This is a genomic window from Noviherbaspirillum suwonense (genome assembly GCF_900182955.1).
Taxonomy (GTDB): Bacteria; Pseudomonadota; Gammaproteobacteria; order Burkholderiales; family Burkholderiaceae_D; genus Noviherbaspirillum_A; species Noviherbaspirillum_A suwonense.
Map to the genome: position 1 here is coordinate 577,261 of NZ_FXUL01000001.1, position 21,974 is coordinate 599,234.

Genomic DNA, 21,974 nt, shown 5'->3' on the forward strand with positions numbered 1-21,974 from the left:
TCCGCGTTCGTTATTTACCGGGCAATGCGATGACAAATGCTTGCGGTGTCGATTTCGGCACGTCCAATTCCACGATGGGCTGGCACCGGCCGGGCCTGTCCCCGCTGCTGCCGCTGGAGGATGGAAAGCCGACCCTGCCGTCGGTGGTGTTCTTCAACGCCGAGGAGGAGCGCGCCAGTTTCGGCCGCGAAGGGCTGGCGCAATACCTGGCCGGCTACGAGGGCCGGCTGATGCGCTCGCTCAAAAGCCTGCTGGGCACGCCGCTGATCGAGGGCCAGACCGAGGTGCTGGGCCAGGCGCTGCCGTTTCGCGGGCTGTTGACGCAGTTCATCGGCGAACTGCGGCGGCGCGGCGAGGCGGCGGCCGGTTGCCAGTTCGAGCATGCGGTGTTCGGCCGCCCGGTCCATTTCATCGACGGCGACCCGCAGGCCGACCGGCTGGCCGAGGACACCTTGCGCGAGATCGCGCTGGCGGTCGGCTTCCGCGATGTCGCCTTCCAGTACGAGCCGATCGCGGCCGCCTTCGACTACGAGGCAGGCATCGCCCGCGAGGAACTGGTGCTGGTGGCGGACATCGGCGGCGGCACCTCGGACTTCTCGCTGGTCCGGCTGTCGCCGCAGCGCGCCGGCATCGCCGACCGCCGCAGCGACATCCTCGCGAACGGCGGCGTGCATATCGGCGGCACCGACTTCGACAAGTACCTGAGCCTGGCGGCAGTGATGCCGCTGCTGGGCCTGGGCAGCCGGCTGCGCAGCGGCAGCGAGGTTCCGTCCAGCTATTACTTCAACCTGGCGACCTGGCACACCATCAATTTTGCCTATACCCAGAAGGCGATGCTGCAGCTGAAGGACCTGTACCGGGACGCCTGCGACACCGTGGCGCTGGACCGGCTGCGCGGGCTGATCGAGGAACGCGCCGGCCACTGGCTGGCGCTGAAGGTGGAGGAGGGCAAGATCGCGCTGTCCGCCAGCCCCACGGCGCCGCTGAAGCTGGAACGGCTGGCGCCGCCGGTCGACCTGCTGCTCACGCGCGACGGTTTCGACGGCGCGGTGTCGCACCTGGTCGAGTCGGTCGAGCGCACGGTCGGCGCATTGCTGCGCGATGCCGGCGTCGGCGCAGGCGACATCGACACGGTGTTCTTCACCGGCGGCTCCAGCGGCGTCCAGCTGCTGCGCGAACGCATCGCCGCGCTGGCGCCGGATGCGCGCAAGGTCGAGGGCGACCTGTTCGGCAGCATAGGCAGCGGGCTGGCGCTCGATGCGGCGCGGCGCTTTCGCTGAGCCTCATGCCGGCGCCGGCGGCGCCCAGAAGCTGATCGACGGCTCGGTCAGGGTCGCCGGGATGCTGCCATCGGGCAGGCGCAGGACCTCGTAGTTGAGCGTATACAGATTGCACCAGAAGTCCACCGCGAGGCGGGCCGCGTTGATGCCGGTGGTCGAGCAGATCGGCGCCGCGCCGGCCTGCCCGGCGTGATAGATGTCGAGCCGGTGCGCGTCGCTGTCGCCGCTCGACAGCACGTACAGGTAGCCGCTGTATTCCACCGCCAGGTCCAGGTAGAGCGCATCGCTGCTGTCCGGAAGCTGCAGAAAATAGGGCCGCGGCTGCTTGCTGAAATACGGAACGGGATTGCCGCCGGCGTCGAACGCCTGTATCCGGTTGTTGCCGTCGCTGCCTTCGAGCACCAGGATCACGCCGTCGGACGACACCGCGGCGGCGACCGGCGAGCGCATCAGCCCGGGCCGCGAGCCGGCGCCGGCATAGGTGCGCGCCAGGTGCAGCCGGCTCGCGCTTGCCTCGTCCACCGGCCTTGCCGGCAGGCGCAGCATCTCGAGTTTGCTGTGTTCATTGTTGATGCTGACGAGCTGGCCGGACGGATGCAGCAGCAGCGTGCTGGATGCCAGGTTCAGCTGCCCCAGCGCCAGGCCCGATGCGGGCGACGGGAAGGCGGATGCGTCGCCCAGCGTGACCGGGCGCAGGAAGAGCTGGTCCGGGTCCAGGTAGACATTGGCGGCGTCGGACAGCAGGCTGTAGCCGAGGGTCGAACCGCCGGCCAGGCCGCAGGCGATGCTGGCATAGCCCTGTTCCGCGTTGCCGGGGAAGGCGCCGACGTTGGCGGCGTAATCGAACTGGCCGGGCGCATCCGACCCGCAGCCGCGGCGTGCGCCGCTGTAGGCTTTCCACGCGTAGCCGACGTAGCGGTCCTGCCTGACCGTGATGGCGCGCAGGCCGCCCAGGCTGGGCTGCTGGTCGCCGGGCGGCGGCAGGTAGGCGGGGGCGTGGCTGCCGTCGGGGTCGGGCAGCCACAGGTGGCGGCCGCTGGCATCGAGCGCCGTCTTGCCGGTATGGATATAGACGGTGCTGGCCTGAATGGGTTTCCTGACGTTCTGGACCTCGATGCCGGGCGCGGTCGCACCGTTGTTGTCGACCAGGCCGGTGCTGCCCTGCGCCGCGCACCAGTCGTTCTGGCCCGCCGGCGTGCCTGCCTTGCGGATGTAGAAGCCGACGACGATGTTCACCCGGCCGCCGAGCGGGATGCCGGACAGCGTCACCGGGATCGGCGCGGCGGAGCCGCCGGCCACGTCCACCGGCTCCAGCAGGTGCGGCGTGCCGTTGTCGAACAGGTAGCTGACCCGGTAATACAGGATCTCGCCGGCAGCGGTGGTCGGAAAACGCCCCGGGCCGTTGCCCAGCCGCTGCGGCTGGATCACGGTCGACAGTGTATGCGTCAGCACCAGGTTGAAACGGTACAGCGGCGGCGACAGCGCGATCTCGACCGTGGTTTCCGCGAGTTTGACCGCCCCGATCGTGACGCTGACCGCACGCGCTATCGTTCCCACGGCGGGCACCGAGTCGATGATCTCGGCGGATGCCAGTTCGGCCAGGACGAATTTCATGATTTGCCCGATCAGCGTCGATGCGCCGGTATCGAACACGGTCTTGCAGAAGGCCATCACCAGCGCCTCGGGCGATACCGGTTTATTGTTGCCGACTGCCGAGCGAATTACCTGGAGTTCGGCGAGGAGTCCCTTCAGGCACAGGTCGAAAAACTGGCTGCCCGCCGCGCTCAGCCCGCTCGCGCCGGCAACCATATATAGGCCGACGATGAAATAGTTGAAGAAGACCGTCGCATTCTCGCCGGCCATCCGCAGGTTTTCCGGGTCGTCCAGGCTGCCCGACTTTCCCAGCCCGCCGTACAGCACTTCCATCGACGCCGCCTGCGGCGGCTTCTTCACCTGCACAGTCAGGGTGCCCGGCGAGAACGGGATGCCGGCCACGGTGTCGACCGGCGGCAGCATGCCGGCGAACAGCGCGGTCACGGTGTCCGAGCCGGGCGGCCGCGCGCCCTGCGCATTGCCCAGCGTATCGGCCGGCAGCTGGCTGGCCGGAATCGCCCCGGTCGCGGGATCGGGGCCGTAGAAGCGCACCCACATGCCCAGCCAGCGCAGGAACCAGTTGTTCACGTTGCCCAGGCTGATGTCGATTGCGCCGCCGCCGCGATCGACCACGCCCGGCTGCGTCACATACAGCCCCGTTTCCGGCGTGGCCGCGGTGAAGGTCATCGCGACCGGCGCGTCGGCCGCGACGTTCGCAGCGCGTTCTATATGTCCGATGCCGTCGCGCCGGCTCCAGATGCGACCCCTGGCGTCCTCCGCCGACCGGGCGCCGACGCCGGTCAGCGGCGTGACGTCGCGTCCCAGCGTCTCATCGTCCCGCACCAGCGGATGCGTCGCCACCACCGCGCGTGCGACGCCGATATCGACATCCGGGTGCCAGTCCGGCAGGTAGACGTTGAGCTTGCCGTCGCTCTTGCGGTAGGGCGCGGGCGGCCTGGCGCCGTCATTGATCAGCGGACGCAGCGTCGCCCAGCCTGACAGGTTGTGCTGCCCGGGCTGCTGTTCCACCGTGGCCATGCCGCGTGACTGCAGCGTGGCCGCGAGCTGCACCGTGGTCTGGTCCGGGCCGATGTAGCCGACATGGATGTAGGCGGCGCTTTCGGGATCGAGGCTGAGCAGCTCGACATGCGAGCCGATCAGTGCGCCTGCATGGTCGTGGCTGTCGACCAGCATCGCCTCCTCGTGCAGGTCGGCGGCGTCGAGCGCCGCCGGCAGGCCGTAATAGCGGCGCTTGGCCGAACGCTGCATCCGCCCGCGCATGCGCGCGGCGGCGGCCCCGAGGGCGGAGCGCGGCAGGCTCAGGTAGAGCGAGGACATCGCCTAGGTGCCCGCCGCCGGATCTTCCAGGCAGCTGACATAGCCCAGCGCCACCGCGTTCGCCGGCAGGCCGGCCTCGACATGATGCGTGATGCTGGCGCCGGGCACGCCGCGCAGGAAGCCATTGCCCTGTCGCGCGAGGTCCAGCACATGCGGCGCCTCGTCCACCGGCGTGAGCCTGAGCCGTTGGCCGGCAATGTGCAGGTGATGCTCGGTCGCATTTTGCCGGCTGTGGGACAGGTTGAAGAACAGCAGCCGCGACTCGGTCGGCGACGGCGCCACGGCGGCGGTCGAGCCGCCGCCGCAGGACGCGAGCAGCGGCGGCAGGCCGGCGGCCAGGCCGGCTGCCGCTGCGCGCGACAGGAATTCGCGACGTGCAATGTCGATCGGCAGTTCCTTGCTGCCTGGCGCGGGTCTTTTCATCGCGTTCCTTCAGAATGGCTTGAGGGTGGGGTGGGCGCATCACCAGTTGACGACGGCCGCGCCGGCGCCGCGCCCGTTGCATATCGATGCCGGCGGCGCCGCGCTCGCATAGCTTGCGGCGAGGGCGTACCAGCCCTGCGGCGCATTCATCGGCTGGCCGCTGTTCCAGTGCGGGTTGCCGCCGTCGGCGCGGGCGCGCCCGCATCCGCTGGCGCTGGAAAACCCGTCCGGGCAGATGACGCTGGCGTTGTCGGCCGGCGCCGTCGCCTGCCGGTAGTTCAGCCAGACGCAGACGTCGGCCAGGCTGGCCGGCGTGCAGCCGCCGGCGCCGCATGCATGGCGGTTATAGGTCCGGCCGGGCAGCATCAGGTAGAGCTGGTTGCCCTCGCGGCGGAAGTCGAAGTAGGCATTGCTGAGGTCGGCGTCCCGCAGCGACGCGGCGGCGTCCAGGTTGGTGCCCTGCAGCCAGGCGCCGTAGAAGGTGGTGGGCACGTTGTCCGAACTGGTGCCGATGACGGCGCCGCTGAAGTCGGCGGCCACCAGCACCGCGCCGGTGAAATTGGCGCCGGTGATGGCGGCGGCGCCGAAATCCACGCCGTACAGGTAGGCATTGGTCAACAGAGTGCCGGTCATCGTCGCGCCGTAGGCGCTGGCGCAAGCCCTGGTGTAGCCATTGTTGCCGTTTCCGGTGGTGTCGCAGGCGCCGGCATTGGTGCCGTAGAAGCTCGCGCCGCTGAAGTTCGCGCCGGTCAGTTGCGCCTGCGACAGGTTGACGTTGCGCAGGTGGGCGAACGAAAGGTTGGCGGCCGGCCTGCCGGCGACGCCCGACAGCACCGCCTGGTACAGGTTGGCGCCGCTCAGGTTGGCGGCGATCAGCGAAGCGCCCTGCAGGTTGGCGTTTTCCAGGTCCGCGCATTGCTGCGGCCCGCACTGCAGGCTGGCCCGGTCCAGCGTGGCGCCGCTCAGATTGGCGCCGGCCAGGCTGGCGCCGTCGAGATTGGCGCCGGCCAGGTTGACGCCGGCCAGGTTCGCGCCGTCGAAGCGCAGGCCGGCCATTTGTGCGCCGCAGGCGCTGAGGTTGGCGCCCGGGTTGCCGGCGCCCGCGCCGAAATCAAGCCTGGGCCAGTCGTCGACGAATTCACAATGCATGACCGTGCCCCGGAAAGCCGGCTTGCAGCCGGCCGCATCGATCCTGAGCGGGCTCGGACCGAAGATCGCGTGCCCGCCGGACAGGTCGTTAAGGGAAAAGTCGGCGCAGCTGATGTCGGCGTAAGTGAAGTAGGTGCGTCCGGAAAAGCGCATGCCGGCAAGGCAGGCGCTGCTCAGCTTTGCGCCGGAGAAGTCGGTCGGATGCAGGTCCTCCCGCGCGCTGGCCAGCACCTGGGCGCCGCTGAAATTGGCCCCCGACAGGTCCGCGCCGATGAACACCGTGCCTTTCAGCGTGCTGCCGCTGAAGTTGGCCATGCGCAGGTCGCGCCGGCTGAAGTTCAGGCCGGACAGGTCGCGGTTGCTGAAGTCCAGGCCCGGCGGATCGTGCGGCAGGTTCGGGCAGGCCGGCGGCGACTGGGCATGGGCGCTCGCCGCAAAGGGCAGCGGCGCATGCGTCAAGGCGGGCAGCAGGGCCAGCAATGCCAGCACCATCAGCAGGATCAGCACGGGTCGGCCTGCGCCTTTTTTTGCGCCAAGCATCGGTTGATGGTCTTGCATCAGTTTCCTTCCCCGTAGCGGTGGGCGAAAGCGCTTGCGCCCTGCAGGCCGGCCTGCCCGTCGGCGCTGCGGCACTGGCTGTTGAGATTGCCGGCAAGCGCCGGGTTGGCGCTGCCCGCGCCCGGTTTCCCGGCCGCGCCCGGCGTGCCGGCGTAGACGCCGCCGGGCGCGGGATCCGGTGAATTGCCCAGCAGCGCGATGCCGAACGACGGTCCGCCGTTGCCGCCGGCGCCGCCCGCGCCCGCGCCGCCGGGCCCGCCATCGCCGCCGCCGGCGCCGGCGCCGGGCATCGCCACATTGGGATAGAACACGTAAGGCCGGGACACCTTGCCGCCGTTGTAGCCGCTGCCGGCCATGCCGCCGGGTCCGCCGGCAGCGCCCGTGCCGCCGGTTCCGCCATTGCCCCCCGGGCCGGGGATCAGGCTGGCGCCGTCGGACAGCCCGGCGATGCCGGCATCGACCAGCACCAGCGGAATCGATGCGCCGCCCTGCTGGCCGCCGCCACCGCCGCCGCCGCCGCAGCCGCCACCACCGCCACCGCCGCCCGGAAAGCCGAAATAGGATTCAGTTGCGCCGATAAACGGCACCCACGTGCTGTAGCCGCCAGCGCCGCCACCGCCGCCGCCGCTCCCTGCGCCGCCTGCGGCGCCGGCGCCGCCGCGTCCCGCGACCCAGCGGCCGCTTGCGAAGGCGCCGGCCGACGCCGCTACGGCGGCGCTTTGTCCGCCCAGCGCTGAGCAGTCGCCGATTTCGCCGGGCTGCCCGGCGCCGCCATCGCCAGGCGTGGGGTCGGCCGACGGATGGCCGGTGCAGTTGCCGCCGAATGCGCCGTTGCCGCCACCCGCGCCGCCCCTGGCCTTGCCGCTGGGCTGCCCGGCAAGCAGGCCGGCGGGCAGGGTGGAGCTTTCGGGCGCACAGGCGCAGTCGGGTCCGCAGCCGGCGCCCTGGATCGAAAAGCGGTTGGCGTCGCGGCCCGCGCCACCCTTGCCGCCGCCTGCGGGCGGGCCGGACGGGCAGGCCGCGCCGCCGTCGCCGTAATCGAAGAGGGTCGCCGGGTTGCCGCCGGCGCCGCCCGGGCCGCCTGGATTGCCGACGCCGGCGGCGCCGTCGCCGCCGCGGCCGGATGCGAGCGTCACCGCCGCCAGCGTCAGCCCGCGGCTCGCGCCGACCCGCATCGCAATGCTCGCCTCGCCAGGCGCGGTTGCGTCCCGGGCAATGACGACGATGCCGGTCAGCGCGGTGCCGGAGTTGATGCCGGCGGCGACGATCGCCGGTTCGCCGGCCGGCGGCGCCGCGTCGATCACGGTGCGGTAGAAGCGTTCCGGTTCATCGCCGAAGCGGCAGCTGCCGTGGACGCTGACCGCGTCCCGCAGCACGATGGACGCGGTTGTCGGATAGAGGCCATGCCGCACGGCGACCGCACATCCGGCCACGCCGCAGCGCGCAATGCCGGCGGCTATGCTGGCGCAAGGCGCGGCCTGCCTGTCGCCGCAGCTGTCGCTGTCGACGCCGGTGGGCGCGACATGGATGACGGTGGTTTGCGACGCCAGGTTGGCATTGGGGCAGGAGGCCGGCGGCACTTCGCCGCGCAGCGCGGCGCGAGGCGCTGGCTGGCTGTCGCCGCCGCAGCCTTGCAGCGCAGCGGCGATGATGAAGAACAGGATCGCGGAAAACGGTGCGGACAGGAATTGCGAGGAGTACGAGGTGCGCTGGAACGACAGGAATGGCGGGAACTGCAGAAATTGCGGAGGGCGAGGTGTTTGAAATGGGGGCATTGTCGATTCCTTCCGCAGATCAGTAACGCGAAAAGCCCGTGTGATGCATCGCGTGCCCGGTTTCCCGGCGCGCCAGGGGCTACTGCGTTAGTGCGGCATCGACAAATTTGTTCAGGGAGAAGTGCGATTAATGGGTAAAAGTGCGATTAAAGAGATGTACAGGGACAGAACTGAAGCACGAACAAGGCGCCGGGACGCAGCGCATGCGGCGATCCGGCAGCCCCGGCCCGGCGATGTGCCCGGTCAGTATCCGCCGGAATCCTGCATGGCCTTGACGGCCATGCCGATTGCCGCCAGCACCGGGATCGCGGTCAGCACCGCGGCGGGCAGGATGGCGGCCGGCCGCCGGCGCAGCGCCGTCAGCAGCGGCTCGGCCAGCAGCGCGGCGAGCAGCAGCGCCATCATCGGGATGCCGAAGCCGGCGTAGATGCGGGCATATCCCAGCAGCGCGCCGAGCAGCAGCACGCTGGCGCCGACCGCCGCAGCGCCGAAGCCGCCGCTGCCGCGCAGCCGCAGGATGCCGCATGCGGCAATGGCCACGCCGAGTCCGCCGCACAGCTGGCCGAGCAGCTGGCTCGCATCTATCATCAGCGCCAGCCCGGCGCCGCCGGCGGCCAGGGTCAGCGCCAGCGGCGCGGCTGGCCGTTGCGCCGCCGGGGCCAGCGCGCTCCAGACGCCGGCCATCAGCAGCGCCATTACCGCGACCGTGATAATGGTGTTGGCCGCGCCGGCGCTGCCCAGCGCGGGCCAGGCCACCACGGCGGCGGTGAGCGCAGACAGCAGCAGCCTGCGCCACCATGCGGCGCGCCGCTCGACGACGATGGCGCAGAGCGCCAGCGCGATCACCAGCGGCATCCAGTCCAGTGCCTGGTGCGGCGGGAACGACCATTGCGCATGATAGGTCGCCGCCATCGAGGCCAGCAGGCCGCCGGCAATGGCGACGGGCGCGGACCAGTCGCTGCGCGCGCGGCCCAGCAACAGCAGCAGCGCCGCGCAGACGGCGGCCGGCACCAGCACGCTTTGCAGCAGCAGGGGAAGGACAAAGGACGGATCGGGCATGGATGGCATTCGGCGGAAACGAGGACCGGCCGCAATGCGGCCGGGGCAGGGCGTTGCGTGAAGCTTATTGCTTGATGGCTTCGATATTGATGCGCAGGTCGACGTCGTCGGTCGCCGCCTTCGGGATGCCGTAGGCGATGCCGAAGTCGCTGCGCTTGATGGTGGCGCTGGCGGTGTAGCCTACCCGCGCATCACCCCTCGGGCCGTTGCCGGAACCGATTTCCTTGAGCTTGAACGTGACCGGCTTGGTTACGCCGTGCAGCGTCAGGTTGCCGGCGACCGTGCCTTCGCCCGAGCCGTTGAGCGCGATCGCGGTCGAGGCGAAGCTCAGCATCGGGAACTGGACGGCGTTGAAGAAGTCCGGGCTTTTCAGGTGCTTGTCCAGCGCTTCGGTGCGGGTGTCGACGCTGTCGACCTTGACGTCGACCTTGATCTTGCTTTTTTCCGGCGTGTCGACCACCAGTTCGCCGGCGATGTCGTTGAAACGGCCCATGAAGCGGCTGATGCCGCCGGCATGGCCGACCTCGAAGTAGGCGACCGAGTGCGCCGGATCGATCTTGTAGGTGCCGGCCGGGGCTGCGGCAGCGGCGCCGGACAGGGCGGCGAGGGCGATGAAGGACAGCGAGAGGCGCGACAGCAAGGCTTTTTTCATGGATGTACCTGTTATGGTTGGTGTTTGGGCGGATCGCGCCGGCCCGGCGACGCCAGGCCCGGCAAATGCGATCCGCCTTAAAATGCGGCTGCGGAAACCAGCGGTCGACGCCGCCCGATCGATGCCGCACAGTGTAGCCAGCGCATACCGACAACATCCTGTCTGCAATCTGACAATTTTGTAATCCAGCAACAATCGCTTTCGCGCAATAATCCCCTTATGAAGATTTTGATCGTCGAGGACGAAACCAAGACCGCCGACTACCTGCACAAGGGCCTGACCGAGCACAGCTGCGTGGTCGATGTCGCCCGCAACGGGCTCGACGGCCGCCACCTCGCCTGCGAAAACGACTATGACGCCATCGTGCTGGACGTGATGCTGCCGGGCGTGGACGGCTTCGGCGTGCTGGAAGCGCTGCGGCAGCGGCGGCAGACGCCGGTCATCATGCTGACGGCCCGCGACCGGGTCGAAGACCGGGTGCGCGGGCTGCAGGCCGGCGCCGACGATTACCTGGTCAAGCCGTTTTCCTTCCTGGAACTGCTGGCGCGGCTGCAGGCGCTGGTGCGTCGCGGCAAGCCGCAGGAAGCGTCGCAGCTGCAGGTCGCCGACCTGCACGTGGACCTGATCGCCCGCAAGGCCTCCCGCAGCGGCACCCGGCTCGACCTGACCTCCAAGGAGTTCCTGCTGCTGACCACGCTGGGCCGGCGCCAGGGCCAGATCCTGTCCAAGACCGAGATCGCCGAACTGGTCTGGGACATGAATTTCGACAGCAACACCAACGTGGTCGAGGTCGCCATCAAGCGGCTGCGCACCAAGATCGACGGCCCGTTCGAGCGCAAGCTGCTGCACACGATACGCGGCATGGGCTACGTGCTGGAAGCCCGCCCCGCGCAGGACGCCGCATGATGCGCTCGATCGCCGTGCGGCTCGCGGTCACCTTCGCGCTGGTCGCCGCCGCGGTGTTCGCGCTGTCCGGCTTCGCCTTGTACCGGGCGCTGGCCACCACGCTGGAGCGGCAGCAGGAGGCCGACCTGCGCGGCAAGCTCGAAGTCGCCGCGCGGCTGGTGTCGGAAGTGCGCAGCGTCGAGCGCTGGGACGAACTGCGCAACACGCTGACGACCATCACCACCACCGACGGCAATACCCGGTTCTGGATCGCCTGCGAGAACACCGCGCTGAACTACGGCTTTTCGATTCCGGACATCGGCCACCCGGCGTTCGGCAAGTCGGTCAAGCTGCTGACCGTGAAGGACAGCGCCTATCCTTTGAAAACGCTGGGCGACACCCTGAAGCCGCTGCCCGACTACCCGGAAATCTACCTGCTGGTCGGCATCAGCACCGAGCCCGAGGCGAAGACGCTGCATGCGTTCGTCATTGCGCTGACCGCGATTTCCGTCTGCGGCATCGCCTGCGTGGCCATGCTGGGCTACTGGGTGTCGCGCTTCGGCCTGCGGCCGCTGGCCCGGCTGTGCGCCGGCGCGCGGGACCTGAATGCCCGCAACCTGTCGCAGCGGCTGGCCACGCCCGGCGTGGCCGAGCTGGCGCCGCTGGCGGCATCGTTCAACGGCGCGCTGGACCGGCTGGAAACCGCGTATGCGCAGCTGGAAGGCTTCAATGCGGACGTTGCACATGAACTGCGCACGCCGATCGGCAACCTGATCGGCGCGACCCAGGTGGCGCTGACCCGCGAGCGCAGCCGCTGCGAGCTGGAGGAAACGCTGCAGTCCAACCTGGAGGAACTGGAGCGGCTGCGGGCCATCGTCAACGACATGCTGTTCCTGGCCCGCGCCGACCGCGGCGAGACGGCAGACGGCCTGGCGCAGGCGTCGCTGGCGGCCGAGGTGCACAAGACCATCGAGTTCCTGGAACCGCTGATCGAGGAAAAGTCGCTGGCGGTCGATACGCTGGGCGACGCGGTGGCGTCGGTGGACCGGGCGCTGTTCCGGCGTGCGATGAGCAACCTGCTGCATAACGCGATCCAGCACAGTCCGCCCGGCAGCCGGCTGCAGGTCGCGCTGCGGGAACAGGAAAACGGGATCGAGGTCGCGGTATCCAACCCCGGCGCATCGATCCCCGGCGAACACCTGACGCGGCTGTTCGACCGCTTCTACCGGGCCGACCCGTCGCGTGCCTACAGCCAGGACAGCCACGGCCTGGGGCTGGCCATCGTGAAGGCGATCGCCAAGATGCATGGCGGCACCGTGTTTGCCCGCAGCGGCGGCGGGATCAACACGATAGGCCTGACGCTGGAAGGCGCGCCGGCCTGACCGGCGGCGGTTCAGCCGCGCAGCGAGCCGAAGCGGATTTCGCCGGCATCCGGCGCAGGGGCCGCGATGGCGGCGTCCAGCGCGGCCAGGTCGGCGCGCAGGCGCTCGACCGCGTCGGCCATGCGTTCGACATGCCGGACCAGGTCGTCGGCGCCGAGCGTGTCGGGCTCCAGCCGGACGCAGCACATGAATTCGCCGGTCATGCCGTCGAGGGCGAGGGTGGTCCCCACGCTGCGGTCCAGGAACAGGTTGGCTTCCATCAGCAGCCGAAGCTGGGCTTCGCAGTCGGCCGGCGCGGGTGCGATGGACGAATAGAGGTGCAGGACGTTGTTGGTGGCGTCGAATTCGAAGTCGATGACCAGGGTGCCGTCCAGCTGCAGCCTGGCCATGCCGCGGTCATCCAGCGCGAAGTCCGGAAGTTTGGCCGTCGCGCCGAAGTCGCGGACGATGTCGTGTGCATGCATGAGAACGGGTCTCCAGGTGAATCAGTAGGAAGCCATCCCAGGAAGTCGCGGTCGGCGCAGTGCCTGCCCGATCGCCTGGATGGCTAGATGGATTGAGGGTGTAATGGATCGGCGGTTTAGTGCCTCGATGATTCAGGGGTCTTATGGCTCAAGGGACTAATGAATCAAGGATGAATGACCTGATGCCTTGATGATTTAATGGCTTGGATAACCCAAGGCCTGAATGTCCGGACGCTGCTGAAAAGCCGGTGAACCAGTGCGTCCTGCGCCCAGGCCGCAGCTTGTGGCCACGCCTGGAGGAGGATTAAGCTCCCGGGTCTGGGTAGCGCTGTGTGGGTAGAAATACGCCAACAAAGGTTCCGCGCCCAAACATCTGTAGCGCTGATCGCCCAAATCGGGAAAGGCCGACGATGGGCGCAGTGATCCGAATGACGTCAGCGCCCGCGCGGCATGGCCAGGCTTCCGCATGCGCATCCGGCTGGGTCCGGCGGCCGGCGGCCGTCGTCCAGCCTCAGGTCAAGTCGCCGGCGGCCAGCCCGATGCGTGCCGATGCAGCCGCCAGTCAGACCGCCATCGGCGCGGTGATCGGCGCATGGTGCTGGTAATCAGCCAAAGAAAAATCGCCTGGCTCGACCTTCTCCAGCCATTCCGGCTCGTACTTCCCGGTCAGCGCAAAGTCGGGGATGCGGTCCGACAGCAGCAGCCGCGGCGCCGGGTAAGGCGTGCGCGTCAGCTGTTCCTCCAGCATGCCGAGGTGGTTTTCGTAGATGTGCGCGTCGCCGATGAAATAGGTGAACCAGCGCGGCTTGTAGCCGGTCAGGCGGCCGATCAGGTGCAGCAGCGCGGCGCCCTCGGCCAGGTTGAACGGTGCGCCGAGGCCGATGTCATTGCTGCGGATGTACAGGCACAGCGAGATCTCGCGGGTCGCGGCATTCGGGATCAGCTGGTACAGCAGGTGGCAGGCGGGCAGGGCGACGGCGTCGAGTTCGGCCGGGTTCCAGCCGTGGAACAGGATCCGGCGGCTGCCGGGGTTCTTCATGATGGTGTCGACGCAGTCGCGGATCTGGTCGATGGCCTTGTACAGCATCACTTTCTCGCGGCCTTCGTCGGCCACGGTGGAGACGATGCGGAAGCCGCGCCGCTGGGCGTCGGCCAGCTGGGCGGCGGCGTCCCGGTCCAGCAGCTTGTAGGCCGGCCATTGCCGCCACTGGACGCCGTACACCGGGCCGAGGTCGTCCGGGCCTTCGCGGTACGGGTTGGCCAGCCAGTCGGCGTTCTCATTGGCATTCTGGTCCCAGACCTTGCAGCCCAGCGCGCGGAAGTCGGCGGCGCTGCGGGACGCCCGGAGGAAGCCGCACAGCTCGCCGACCACCGACTTGAATGCGAGTTTCTTGGTGGTGACGGCGGGGAATCCCTCGGCCAGGTCGAAGCGCATCATCGCGCCCGGGATGCTGATGGTGCGGATGCCGGTGCGGTTGTCCGACCAGCTTCCGGTGTCGAGTATGGTGCGTACGAGGTCGAGGTATTGTTTCATGGCGCCGTTATTTTAACCGAGGTCCGCGAGCGGCTGCCTGGCCGGGCATCCCGGCCAGGCAGGGCGAGGAGGCGCAATGCGGCGCCGCGCGCAATCCGGCCTGCATCGGCGAGCTGGGCAGGGCGAATAGGCTCTAGAATGCGCGTTGGCCGTTACACGGATTGCAAGACATGATCTTTTCCAGCCTTAACCACCCGCTGCGCGTGCCGCTCGCCGCCGAAGTGCATTCCCGGCCCTTCCTGCATCTGCACGGCCCGGAGGCAATCACGCACCTGGCGGTCTATGCCGGCAACGGCACGCCGGCCGGCGGCATCAACAGCGGCATACAGCATGCGATCCTGGCCGAACTGTGCGGCCATTTCGGCGTGACCGCGCCGGCGGCCGAGGGCAAGTTCTTCTTCCACGATTTCGGACGGTTCCGCCTCAAGTGGGAATGCCATACCGAGTTCGCGACCTACACCTTTTCGCAGCGGCAGGACACGGCGCCGGAAATCGAGCATGCGTTCGAGCGGATGCCGCTGCAACAGGTGCCCCAGCAATGGCTGGCCGGCCTGGACGGCAAGATCATGGTCGCCACCCACGTGGTGCTGGACGGCTCGGACACGCCGGTGCAGGACTACGGCCGGCGCCTGCGCCGGGTGTTCGAGGGCAATACGCTGGTGGCCAGCCGGGTGCTGCATGACGCCGAGCTGTGGACCGATTTCCTGATCCAGGCCGACGGCTTCTCGCGGCTGGTCGTGCGCGACGTCGGCCTGATGGAGCAGCAGGCCGGCCGCCTGGTGCAGCGGGTGCTGGAGATCGAGACCTACCGGATGATGTGCCTGCTCGGCCTGCCGCATGCGCAGCAGGCCACGCCCGTGCTCAACGCGATCGAGGGCGAACTGGCGGCGCTGACCGCGGCCATGGTCGCCACCGACGACAGCCACGGCGAGAACAACCCGGACGACGAGCAGGCGCTGCTGGGCCAGATCACGCGGCTGGCGGCCCGTCTGGAAAAGCTGGCGGTCGACGACAGCTACCGCTTCTCGGCGTCGCAAGCCTATTTCCGGCTGGTGCGCTCGCGCATCGACGAATTGCGGGAAGAGCGGATGGAAGGCTTTCCGACGGTTGGCGAATTCATGGAGCGCAGGCTGACGCCGGCGGTCAATACCTGCGCGGCCATCGCCAGCCGCCAGGAAGCACTGGCGCGGCGGATCGCGCAGACCAACGACCTGCTGCGCACCCGCGTCGGCATCGTGCAGGAGCAGCAGAACCGCCAGATACTGCAGTCGATGAACCGGCGCGCGGCGCAGCAGCTGAAGCTGCAGCAGGCGGTGGAAGGGCTGTCGGTGGTGGCGATCTCGTATTACATGGTCGGGCTGCTGGGCTACGCCGGCAAGGCGGCGAAGGCGGCCGGCCTGCCGCTGAACCCGGATATCGCGACCGGGCTGCTGGTGCCGCTGGTGCTGGGGGCGGTGTGGCTGGGGCTGCGCCGGATGCACCGGCGCATGCACAAGGGCTGATCGGGGGCTGAAGCAAGGCCCAGGCAACACCGGCGCAAGGCCGGCACGGCGGCCGATGAATCCTGCCGCCGCCTCGGACTAGGCCAGGTTGAACTGCAGCGCCGCCAGCCCCGCGTACAGGCCGCCGCGCGCCACCAGCTGCGCATGCGTGCCGGTTTCCACCACGCGCCCGTGCTCCATCACCAGGATGCGGTCGGCCCGCTGCACGGTCGCCAGCCGGTGGGCAATGACCAGCGTGGTCCGGTTCTGCATCGCGGTCTCCAGCGCGCCCTGCACCAGCCGTTCCGATTCCGCGTCCAGCGCGCTCGTGGCTTCGTCCAGCAGCAGCAGCGGCGGATTCTTCAGCAGCGCGCGGGCGATGGCGATGCGCTGGCGCTGGCCGCCGGACAGGCGCACGCCGCGTTCGCCAAGGAAGGTGCGGTAACCCTCGGGCATGCGCTCGATGAACTCATGCGCGGCGGCCATTTTTGCCGCTGCGATCACTTCGTCGTCGCTGGCGCCGTCGCGGCCGTAGCGGATGTTTTCCATCGCATCGGCCGAGAACACCACGGTGTCCTGCGGCACGATGCCGATCGCTTCCCGCAGCACGTGCAGGTCCAGCAGCCGGATGTCGACGCCGTCGAGCAGCACGCTGCCCTGCTGCGGGTCGTAGAAGCGCAGCAGCAGCTGGAACAGCGTGGTCTTGCCGGCGCCGGACGGGCCGACGATGGCCACCGTCTCGCCCGGCCTGATGTCCACCGTCAGCCCGGAGACCGAGGCCGCCTGTGGCCGCGACGGGTAGTGGAAGCTGACGTCGCGCAGCGACAGCGCCGCGCCGCCTGGGCTGCGCACGCCCGGCGCCGCCGGCTGCGCGGGCGCATGGATAGGCGACTGCTCGGCCAGCAGTTCCAGCAGTCGCTCGGTCGCGCCGGCGGCGCGCTGCGCTTCGCCCAGCACTTCGGACAGGGCGGCGATCGCGCCGGCGACGATGGTCGCGTACAGGATGAACTGGCCGAGCTGGCCAGCGGTCATCGTGCCCTCGATCACCGCATGCGCGCCCAGCCACAGCACGAAGACGATCGCGCCGAACACCAGCAGGATGGCCACCAGCGTCAGCATCGAGCGGGCGCGGATGCGGCGCAGCGCGGTGTTGAACGCGTCCTCGACCGAGCGGCCGAAGCGGCGCGCCTCCAGCACTTCATGGGTGTAGGCCTGCACCGTGCTGACCGCGTTGAGCATCTCGCCGGCCAGCGCGGACGCGTCGGCGATCCGGTCCTGCGACTCGCGCGAGAGCTTGCGCACGCGGCGGCCGAACAGCACGATGGGCAGGACCACCGCCAGCAGCGTGACCAGGATGATGGACGACAGCTTGACGCTGGTGATGAACAGCATCGCCATGCCGCCGACGAACAGCAGCGCATTGCGCAGCGCCATCGAGATGCTGGTGCCAACCACCGACTGGATCAGCGTGGTGTCCGTGGTCAGGCGCGACAGCACTTCGCCGGAGCGCGTGGTCTCGAAGAACTGCGGGCTTTGCATCACCACGTGCGCATAGACCGCGCTGCGCAGGTCGGCGGTGACCCGCTCGCCCAGCCAGGACACCATGTAGAAGCGGGCCGCCGTCGCGACGGCCAGCACGCAGGCCACCGCGAACAGCGCAATGAAATACAGGTTGATGTGGCGCGCGCCCTGGGCGGCGGCGCCGGACACGAAGCCCAGGTCTATCATCTGGCGGAAGGCCACCGGGATCGCCAGCGTGGCGGCCGCCGCGACCAGCAGCGCGATGCCGGCCAGGATGAAGCGGCCGCGGTACGGGGCCATGAAGGGCAGCAGGCCCGCCAGCGTGCCCAGCGCGGACTTGCGTTGGCTGACGTCCTGCTTCATCGCATGCCCGCGGTCGCCGAAGTGCGGCCGGCAGGTGGAACAGGCGGAGCGTACGGAAAGCTGAAGTTGTTCAAGGCGTTCAAGTTGTTCAAGGTATCCAGGATGGTCAAAGTTTCAGGGCTTTCAGGTAGCCGGTCAGTTCAAGGTAGCCGCGGCCGGCGGCCTGGCCGTTGCGGCTGACCGCGACCGCGCCTTCCCAGTAGACCGAGCCGGTGGAGGTGCGCGAGTCGAGTTCCTGGTCGTCCTGCAGCGGCGTGAGCATCCAGCGGATGTCGCCGGTGCGGATTTCCATCTGCACCGGGTAGCTGGCATTGGTGCGCGGCGAGCGCCAGACGCGGGACGGCGCGAAGACGATCTGCTCCTGCGGGTACTGCGTCACGCGGCCGGCGGCGTCGCGCAGCGCGGCATGCGACCACAGCGTCTTGCCGTCCCGGCTGCGGATGCGGAAGGCCATCAGCGCCGAGCCGTCGTCGAGGTTCACGCCGGTCCAGTCCCAGCCCTGCGCGTCCTTGTCGAGGATGGTGCTGGACCATTCATGGTCGAGCCAGGCGCTGCCGGCGACCGCCGCCGGCTTGCCGCGCCGGGTCACGCTGCCGCTGACTTTCAGGTGCGGCTCGCTGTAGTAGTGGCTGGCCTGCCCGGGGTGGGGGCCCTTGCGGGAAAAGCCGCGCTCGCCCTGCAGCATCAGCGGCTGGGTCGGCGTCAGCACCAGGTCGAGCGTGAACTCGGCGCCCTCGACGCGGGTCCGGTAGGCGCCGTCGGCGCCGCGCCGGAAATGCCAGCGCTCCAGCTTCACATCGGTGTCGCCGGTCTTCGCATGGGCCAGGCCGAAGCCGGCGCGGGACGCTTTCTGGTCATGCAGCAGCCGTCCGTCCGCCGGATCGGACAGCGCGGCATGCGCAATGATCAGCTGGTCTGGCGCGAACTTGCTGGGATTGGCCCGGTCATGCTCGGTCGCGGCGCGGAAAAACGTGACCTGGAAGCCAAGCGGCTTGCCGTCGGGCATGTCGAGCCAGCCGGTCGCGTACCACCACTCGGTCCGGTAGTCCGGGTGCGCGCCGAAGTCGCGCGGAAATTCCAGCGGCGCATCCGGGCTGACCGCGGCAAACGCCGGCGGCGCGGCCTGCGCCGCCGGAATCAGGCCCGTCGCCAGCGTTGTCGCCAGCATCGCCAGCAAGCCGTACAACCATGATTTCCACATCACCAGTCCTCCCTGACCGCGCGCACCGCATCGCCCGACACCGCCTGCCGGCCGGCCAGCAGCGCGGTCAGCGCGGCGGACGCCAGCAGCGCCGCCGCCACCGCGGCCAGCGTGCCCCAGGGCATGTGCAGCTCCATGGTCCAGTGGAAGGACTGCGGATTGACGATGAATACCAGGATCAGGCTGATGCACCAGCCGAGCAAAAAGCCGACCGCGATGCCGGCGGCGGTCAGCAGGCCGCCTTCGGCCGCCAGCATCGCCAGCACCTGGCGCCGGGTCACGCCGACATGGCGCAGCATGCCGAACTCGCGGGCCCGGGCCATGGTCTGGGCCGAGAAGGTCGCGGCAATGCCGAACAGGCCGATGATGATGGCCACCGCTTCGAGCAGGTAGGTGACCGCGAAGCTGCGGTCGAATATCTTCAGGCTGAGCGCCCGGATCTCGCCCGGCTCGGACAGCTCCAGCGACGGGCCGAACGGCAGCGCGCGCAATCCGGCGGCGGCCTGCGCCGGCGTCGTTCCCGGCCTCAGCCACAGCGCGGCGTCATTGACGCCGGTGTCGCCGGACAGCGCCTGGTAGTCTGCTAGCCGCATCTGGATCGCGCCGCTCTGGCGCGCATAGTCGCGCCAGACGCCGGCGACGACGAAGGGCTGGCGGCCCGCGCCCAGCGGCAGCATCACCGTCGCGCCGCGCCGGTAGCCGTAGAGGTCGACCATCGCCTCGGACACCCATACCGGGCGGCTGCCGGCCGGCAGGCGGGTGGCGTCGACCGTGTCGCCGGTGAGCGGCAGCATGCGGCCCGGGTCGGCGGCGTCGATCGGCCTGGCGATCAGCGCGACGCTGGGCTGGGCCGGGTCCAGCGTCAGCTGCGTGACCCGCTGGAAGTCGGCGCGCAGCACGCCCGGCACGGCGCCGATGCGGCGCTGCGCGTCCGGCCCGAGCGCGCCGGCGTCGCCGGCGCTGGCGCTGCGCAGGTAGAGGTCGGCCGGCAGCAGGTGGCGCAGCCAGTCGTCGACCGAGACGCGGAAGCTCGACACCATGATGGCCATCGCCACCATCAGCGCGAAGCTCGACAGCACGCCGCCCAGCGCGATCGACGCCTGGTTGGGCGCATTTGCGAGGCGGGCCAGCGCCAGCGTGCCGACCACGCCGCGTCCCAGCCCGGACGTGGCGCCGAACAGCAAGGCGGCGCAGCGCGGCATCAGCGCAATGCCGCCGATCAGCAGCAGCGCCACCGCGAGATAGCCGAAGATGGGCAGGCCGCCGACCGGCGGCAGCCGGGTCAGCAGCGCGCCCAGCCCGAGGCAGAGCAGCGCCGGCCAGGGCCGCGCCAGCCGCGACAGCGCGACATCCTCGCTGCCGGCCTTCAGCGCCGGCGCAGGGCGCGCGCGGGCCGCCTCCCATGCCGGGCTGGCGCTGCCCAGCACCGAGATGCCGGAGCCGGCCAGGAAGAACACCAGCGCGGCCAGCGGCTGGAACTGCACGCTGGGCCGCACGCCGGGAAAATAGCCGCCGCCAAGGTCGCCGCCGAAGGCCCGCAGCGCCGCCGCCGCCATCCCGTAGCCCAGCAGCAGGCCGAGCAGCGATCCGGCCACGCCCAGCAGCGCGCCCTCGACCAGCACCTGCGCCAGCAGCTGGCCGCGGGTGCTGCCCATGACCCGCAGCAGCGCGAACTGCTGGCGGCGGCGGATCACCGACAGCGCCTGCGTCGAAAACACCAGGAAGGCGCCGGTAAACAGCGCCACCAGCGCCAGCACGTTCAGGTTGACCCGGTAGGCGCGGGACATGTTGTTGCTGCGGGCTTCCTGGTCCTCCGTCTCGGTGGCCAGCAGCGCGTCGCCGAATTCCTGCCGCAGCTGCGCGCGGAACGCCTCGCGGTCGATGCCCGGCTCCAGCTTCAGCTCGATGCGCGAGATCCGGCCCAGCCGGTCGAAACGCCATTGCGCGGCGGCGATGTCCATCACCGCGATGCGCTGGCCGGGCCGCGCGCGGACCAGGCCGCCGGCCACGCGCAGCGTGACATTGCCGGCGCCGGCGCGCAGCGTCAGCCGGTCGCCCGCCCGCAGCTTCAGCCATTCCATCGCGGCGGGCGACAGGAAGATCGCATCATCCATCAGCGTGTCGTAGCCGCGGTCTTCGGAAGGCACGCCCAGCAGGTCCGGCGCGATGGCGCCGGCGCGGAAGGCGTCGATGCCCAGTATCTTCAGCACGCCGGCGCGGTCGGGCAGCGTTGCGTCGAGTTCGAGCACGGGGCTGGCCAGCGCGACGCCCGTGTGTTCGGCCAGCCTCGGGAACAGCGCCTCGTCCAGCGTCGCCTGCGGGCCGCGCACCTGCAGGTCCGAAAGGCCGGAGACGCTCTTGACGGCCGCGGTGAATTCGTTGAACGCGGCCGCGTTGATCAGGTGGATCGCGAAGCCGAGCGCCACGCCGAGCGCGATCGCGCCCATCGCCACCGCGGCGCGCACCGGGTGGATGCGCCATTCGCCGGCCAGCAGCCAGCGCGTCAGCAGGCCGTTCATGCCGGGTGCAACCCGTCCTGCGTCAGCACCAGGACGCGGTCGGCGCTGGCCGCGGCCGCGTGGGAGTGGGTGACCATGATGGCCGATGCGCCGCTGGCCTTGATTTCGTCGCGCAGCAGCTGCAGCACCTCGTGCGCGGTGTCCGGGTCGAGGTTGCCGGTCGGCTCGTCGGCCAGCAGCAGGCGCGGCCGGTGGACCAGCGCGCGTGCGATGGCGACCCGCTGCAGTTCGCCGCCCGACAGCTGGCGCGGAAAGTCCTGGCCTCGTCCCTGCAGACCGACCGCGTCCAGCAGCTCGGTCGCGCGCTGCAGCGGCAGCCGGTTCAGCAGAAGCGGCAGCGCCACGTTCTGCGCCAGCGTCAGGTGCGGCAGGATATGGAAGGCCTGGAAGATGAAGCCCAGCTTCTGCCGCCGCAGCAGCGTGGCGGCGTCGTCATCGAGGCCCGACATCGGCACGCCGTCGATCAGCAGCGCGCCGCCGTCGGCCTGGTCGAGGCCGGCCACCAGGTTCAGCAGCGTCGACTTGCCCACGCCCGATTCGCCCATCACCGCGACGTACTCGCCCGGGGCGAGCGCGAAGTCCAGCCCCGACAGCACGACCCGCTTGCCATACTGCTTGCGCAGGCCGCGGCACTCCAGCGCCGGCGCCAGTTCCAGGCGGTTCATTTCCATTGGGTCGGTCCGGCGCGGCGGCGTGCAAGGGGGAGGGGTGTCATCGGCAGAGGTGTGGTGAATACGATAAACTCCGCCAGTCTAGTGGATGTGGCATCTTCCCGCTGACAGCATTCCGGCCGGCAC

General features: G+C 69.7%; 16 protein-coding genes. 4 read left to right on the forward strand and 12 right to left on the reverse strand.

Translation table 11 applies throughout. The features are described 5' to 3' along the window. The first annotated feature begins 29 nt into the window (after window positions 1–29). The gene (locus QOL82_RS02690) at window positions 30–1,280 is read left to right on the forward strand and encodes an Hsp70 family protein (RefSeq protein ID WP_283440675.1); all 1,251 of its coding nucleotides are present in this window, start codon (window positions 30–32) and stop codon (window positions 1,278–1,280) included. 3 nt (window positions 1,281–1,283) lie between these two features. On the opposite strand, the gene QOL82_RS02695 is transcribed toward QOL82_RS02690, so the two are convergent. The 6 genes from QOL82_RS02695 to QOL82_RS02720 all read right to left on the reverse strand — a co-directional run bounded on the left by QOL82_RS02695 (window position 1,284) and on the right by QOL82_RS02720 (window position 9,827). Further along, on the reverse strand, window positions 1,284–4,211 hold the full coding sequence (locus tag QOL82_RS02695) for an NHL repeat-containing protein (RefSeq protein ID WP_283440676.1): 2,928 nt from the start codon (window positions 4,209–4,211) through the stop codon (window positions 1,284–1,286). Window positions 4,212–4,214: 3 nt separating this feature from the next. Next, on the reverse strand, window positions 4,215–4,634 hold the full coding sequence (locus QOL82_RS02700; RefSeq protein WP_283440677.1) for a hypothetical protein: 420 nt from the start codon (window positions 4,632–4,634) through the stop codon (window positions 4,215–4,217). A 39-nt stretch (window positions 4,635–4,673) separates the two neighbouring features. Next, window positions 4,674–6,341, reverse strand: coding sequence for a pentapeptide repeat-containing protein (locus QOL82_RS02705; protein ID WP_283440678.1), 1,668 nt, complete (start codon window positions 6,339–6,341; stop codon window positions 4,674–4,676). Then, window positions 6,341–8,116, reverse strand: a complete 1,776-nt coding sequence (locus QOL82_RS02710) for a hypothetical protein (RefSeq protein WP_283440679.1) — start codon at window positions 8,114–8,116, stop codon at window positions 6,341–6,343. Before QOL82_RS02710 ends, QOL82_RS02705 begins: the two co-directional genes overlap by 1 nt. A gap of 243 nt (window positions 8,117–8,359) precedes the next feature. Continuing rightward, window positions 8,360–9,175 (reverse strand): hypothetical protein, encoded by an 816-nt coding sequence (locus QOL82_RS02715; RefSeq protein ID WP_283440680.1) that lies wholly within the window; start codon window positions 9,173–9,175, stop codon window positions 8,360–8,362. A 64-nt stretch (window positions 9,176–9,239) separates the two neighbouring features. Next, window positions 9,240–9,827 (reverse strand): YceI family protein, encoded by a 588-nt coding sequence (locus QOL82_RS02720; RefSeq protein ID WP_283440681.1) that lies wholly within the window; start codon window positions 9,825–9,827, stop codon window positions 9,240–9,242. 219 nt (window positions 9,828–10,046) lie between these two features. Between QOL82_RS02720 and QOL82_RS02725 the strand changes: the two genes are divergently transcribed. Continuing rightward, window positions 10,047–10,733, forward strand: coding sequence for a heavy metal response regulator transcription factor (locus QOL82_RS02725; protein WP_283440682.1), 687 nt, complete (start codon window positions 10,047–10,049; stop codon window positions 10,731–10,733). Beyond that, window positions 10,730–12,094 carry a heavy metal sensor histidine kinase gene (locus tag QOL82_RS02730; protein WP_283440683.1) on the forward strand — a complete coding sequence of 455 codons (1,365 nt, stop codon included), beginning with the start codon at window positions 10,730–10,732 and terminating at the stop codon, window positions 12,092–12,094. Before QOL82_RS02725 ends, QOL82_RS02730 begins: the two co-directional genes overlap by 4 nt. Before the next feature lie 11 nt (window positions 12,095–12,105). Here the strand turns inward: QOL82_RS02730 and QOL82_RS02735 are convergent, their stop codons facing one another. Together QOL82_RS02735 and QOL82_RS02740 are read right to left on the reverse strand one after the other, a co-directional pair. Beyond that, window positions 12,106–12,558, reverse strand: a complete 453-nt coding sequence (locus QOL82_RS02735) for a type III secretion system chaperone (protein ID WP_283440684.1) — start codon at window positions 12,556–12,558, stop codon at window positions 12,106–12,108. Window positions 12,559–13,120: 562 nt separating this feature from the next. After that, window positions 13,121–14,092: a thymidylate synthase gene (locus QOL82_RS02740; RefSeq protein ID WP_283440685.1), complete on the reverse strand. Its 972-nt coding sequence runs from the start codon at window positions 14,090–14,092 to the stop codon at window positions 13,121–13,123. A gap of 170 nt (window positions 14,093–14,262) precedes the next feature. On the opposite strand from QOL82_RS02740, the gene QOL82_RS02745 reads away from it, so the two are divergent. Beyond that, the gene (locus QOL82_RS02745; RefSeq protein ID WP_283440686.1) at window positions 14,263–15,594 is read left to right on the forward strand and encodes a DUF3422 family protein; all 1,332 of its coding nucleotides are present in this window, start codon (window positions 14,263–14,265) and stop codon (window positions 15,592–15,594) included. A 78-nt stretch (window positions 15,595–15,672) separates the two neighbouring features. On the opposite strand, the gene QOL82_RS02750 is transcribed toward QOL82_RS02745, so the two are convergent. The 4 genes from QOL82_RS02750 to QOL82_RS02765 all read right to left on the reverse strand — a co-directional run bounded on the left by QOL82_RS02750 (window position 15,673) and on the right by QOL82_RS02765 (window position 21,848). After that, entirely contained in the window at window positions 15,673–17,457 is a 1,785-nt protein-coding gene (locus QOL82_RS02750) for an ABC transporter transmembrane domain-containing protein (protein WP_283440687.1), read from the reverse strand. Between the two features lie 106 nt (window positions 17,458–17,563). Continuing rightward, window positions 17,564–18,658 (reverse strand): lipocalin-like domain-containing protein, encoded by a 1,095-nt coding sequence (locus QOL82_RS02755; RefSeq protein ID WP_283440688.1) that lies wholly within the window; start codon window positions 18,656–18,658, stop codon window positions 17,564–17,566. Further along, window positions 18,658–21,177 carry an ABC transporter permease gene (locus QOL82_RS02760; protein WP_283440689.1) on the reverse strand — a complete coding sequence of 840 codons (2,520 nt, stop codon included), beginning with the start codon at window positions 21,175–21,177 and terminating at the stop codon, window positions 18,658–18,660. Before QOL82_RS02760 ends, QOL82_RS02755 begins: the two co-directional genes overlap by 1 nt. Next, window positions 21,174–21,848: an ABC transporter ATP-binding protein gene (locus QOL82_RS02765; protein WP_283440690.1), complete on the reverse strand. Its 675-nt coding sequence runs from the start codon at window positions 21,846–21,848 to the stop codon at window positions 21,174–21,176. The genes QOL82_RS02760 and QOL82_RS02765 overlap by 4 nt, the downstream gene beginning before the upstream one ends. Between the last annotated feature and the right edge of the window lie 126 nt (window positions 21,849–21,974).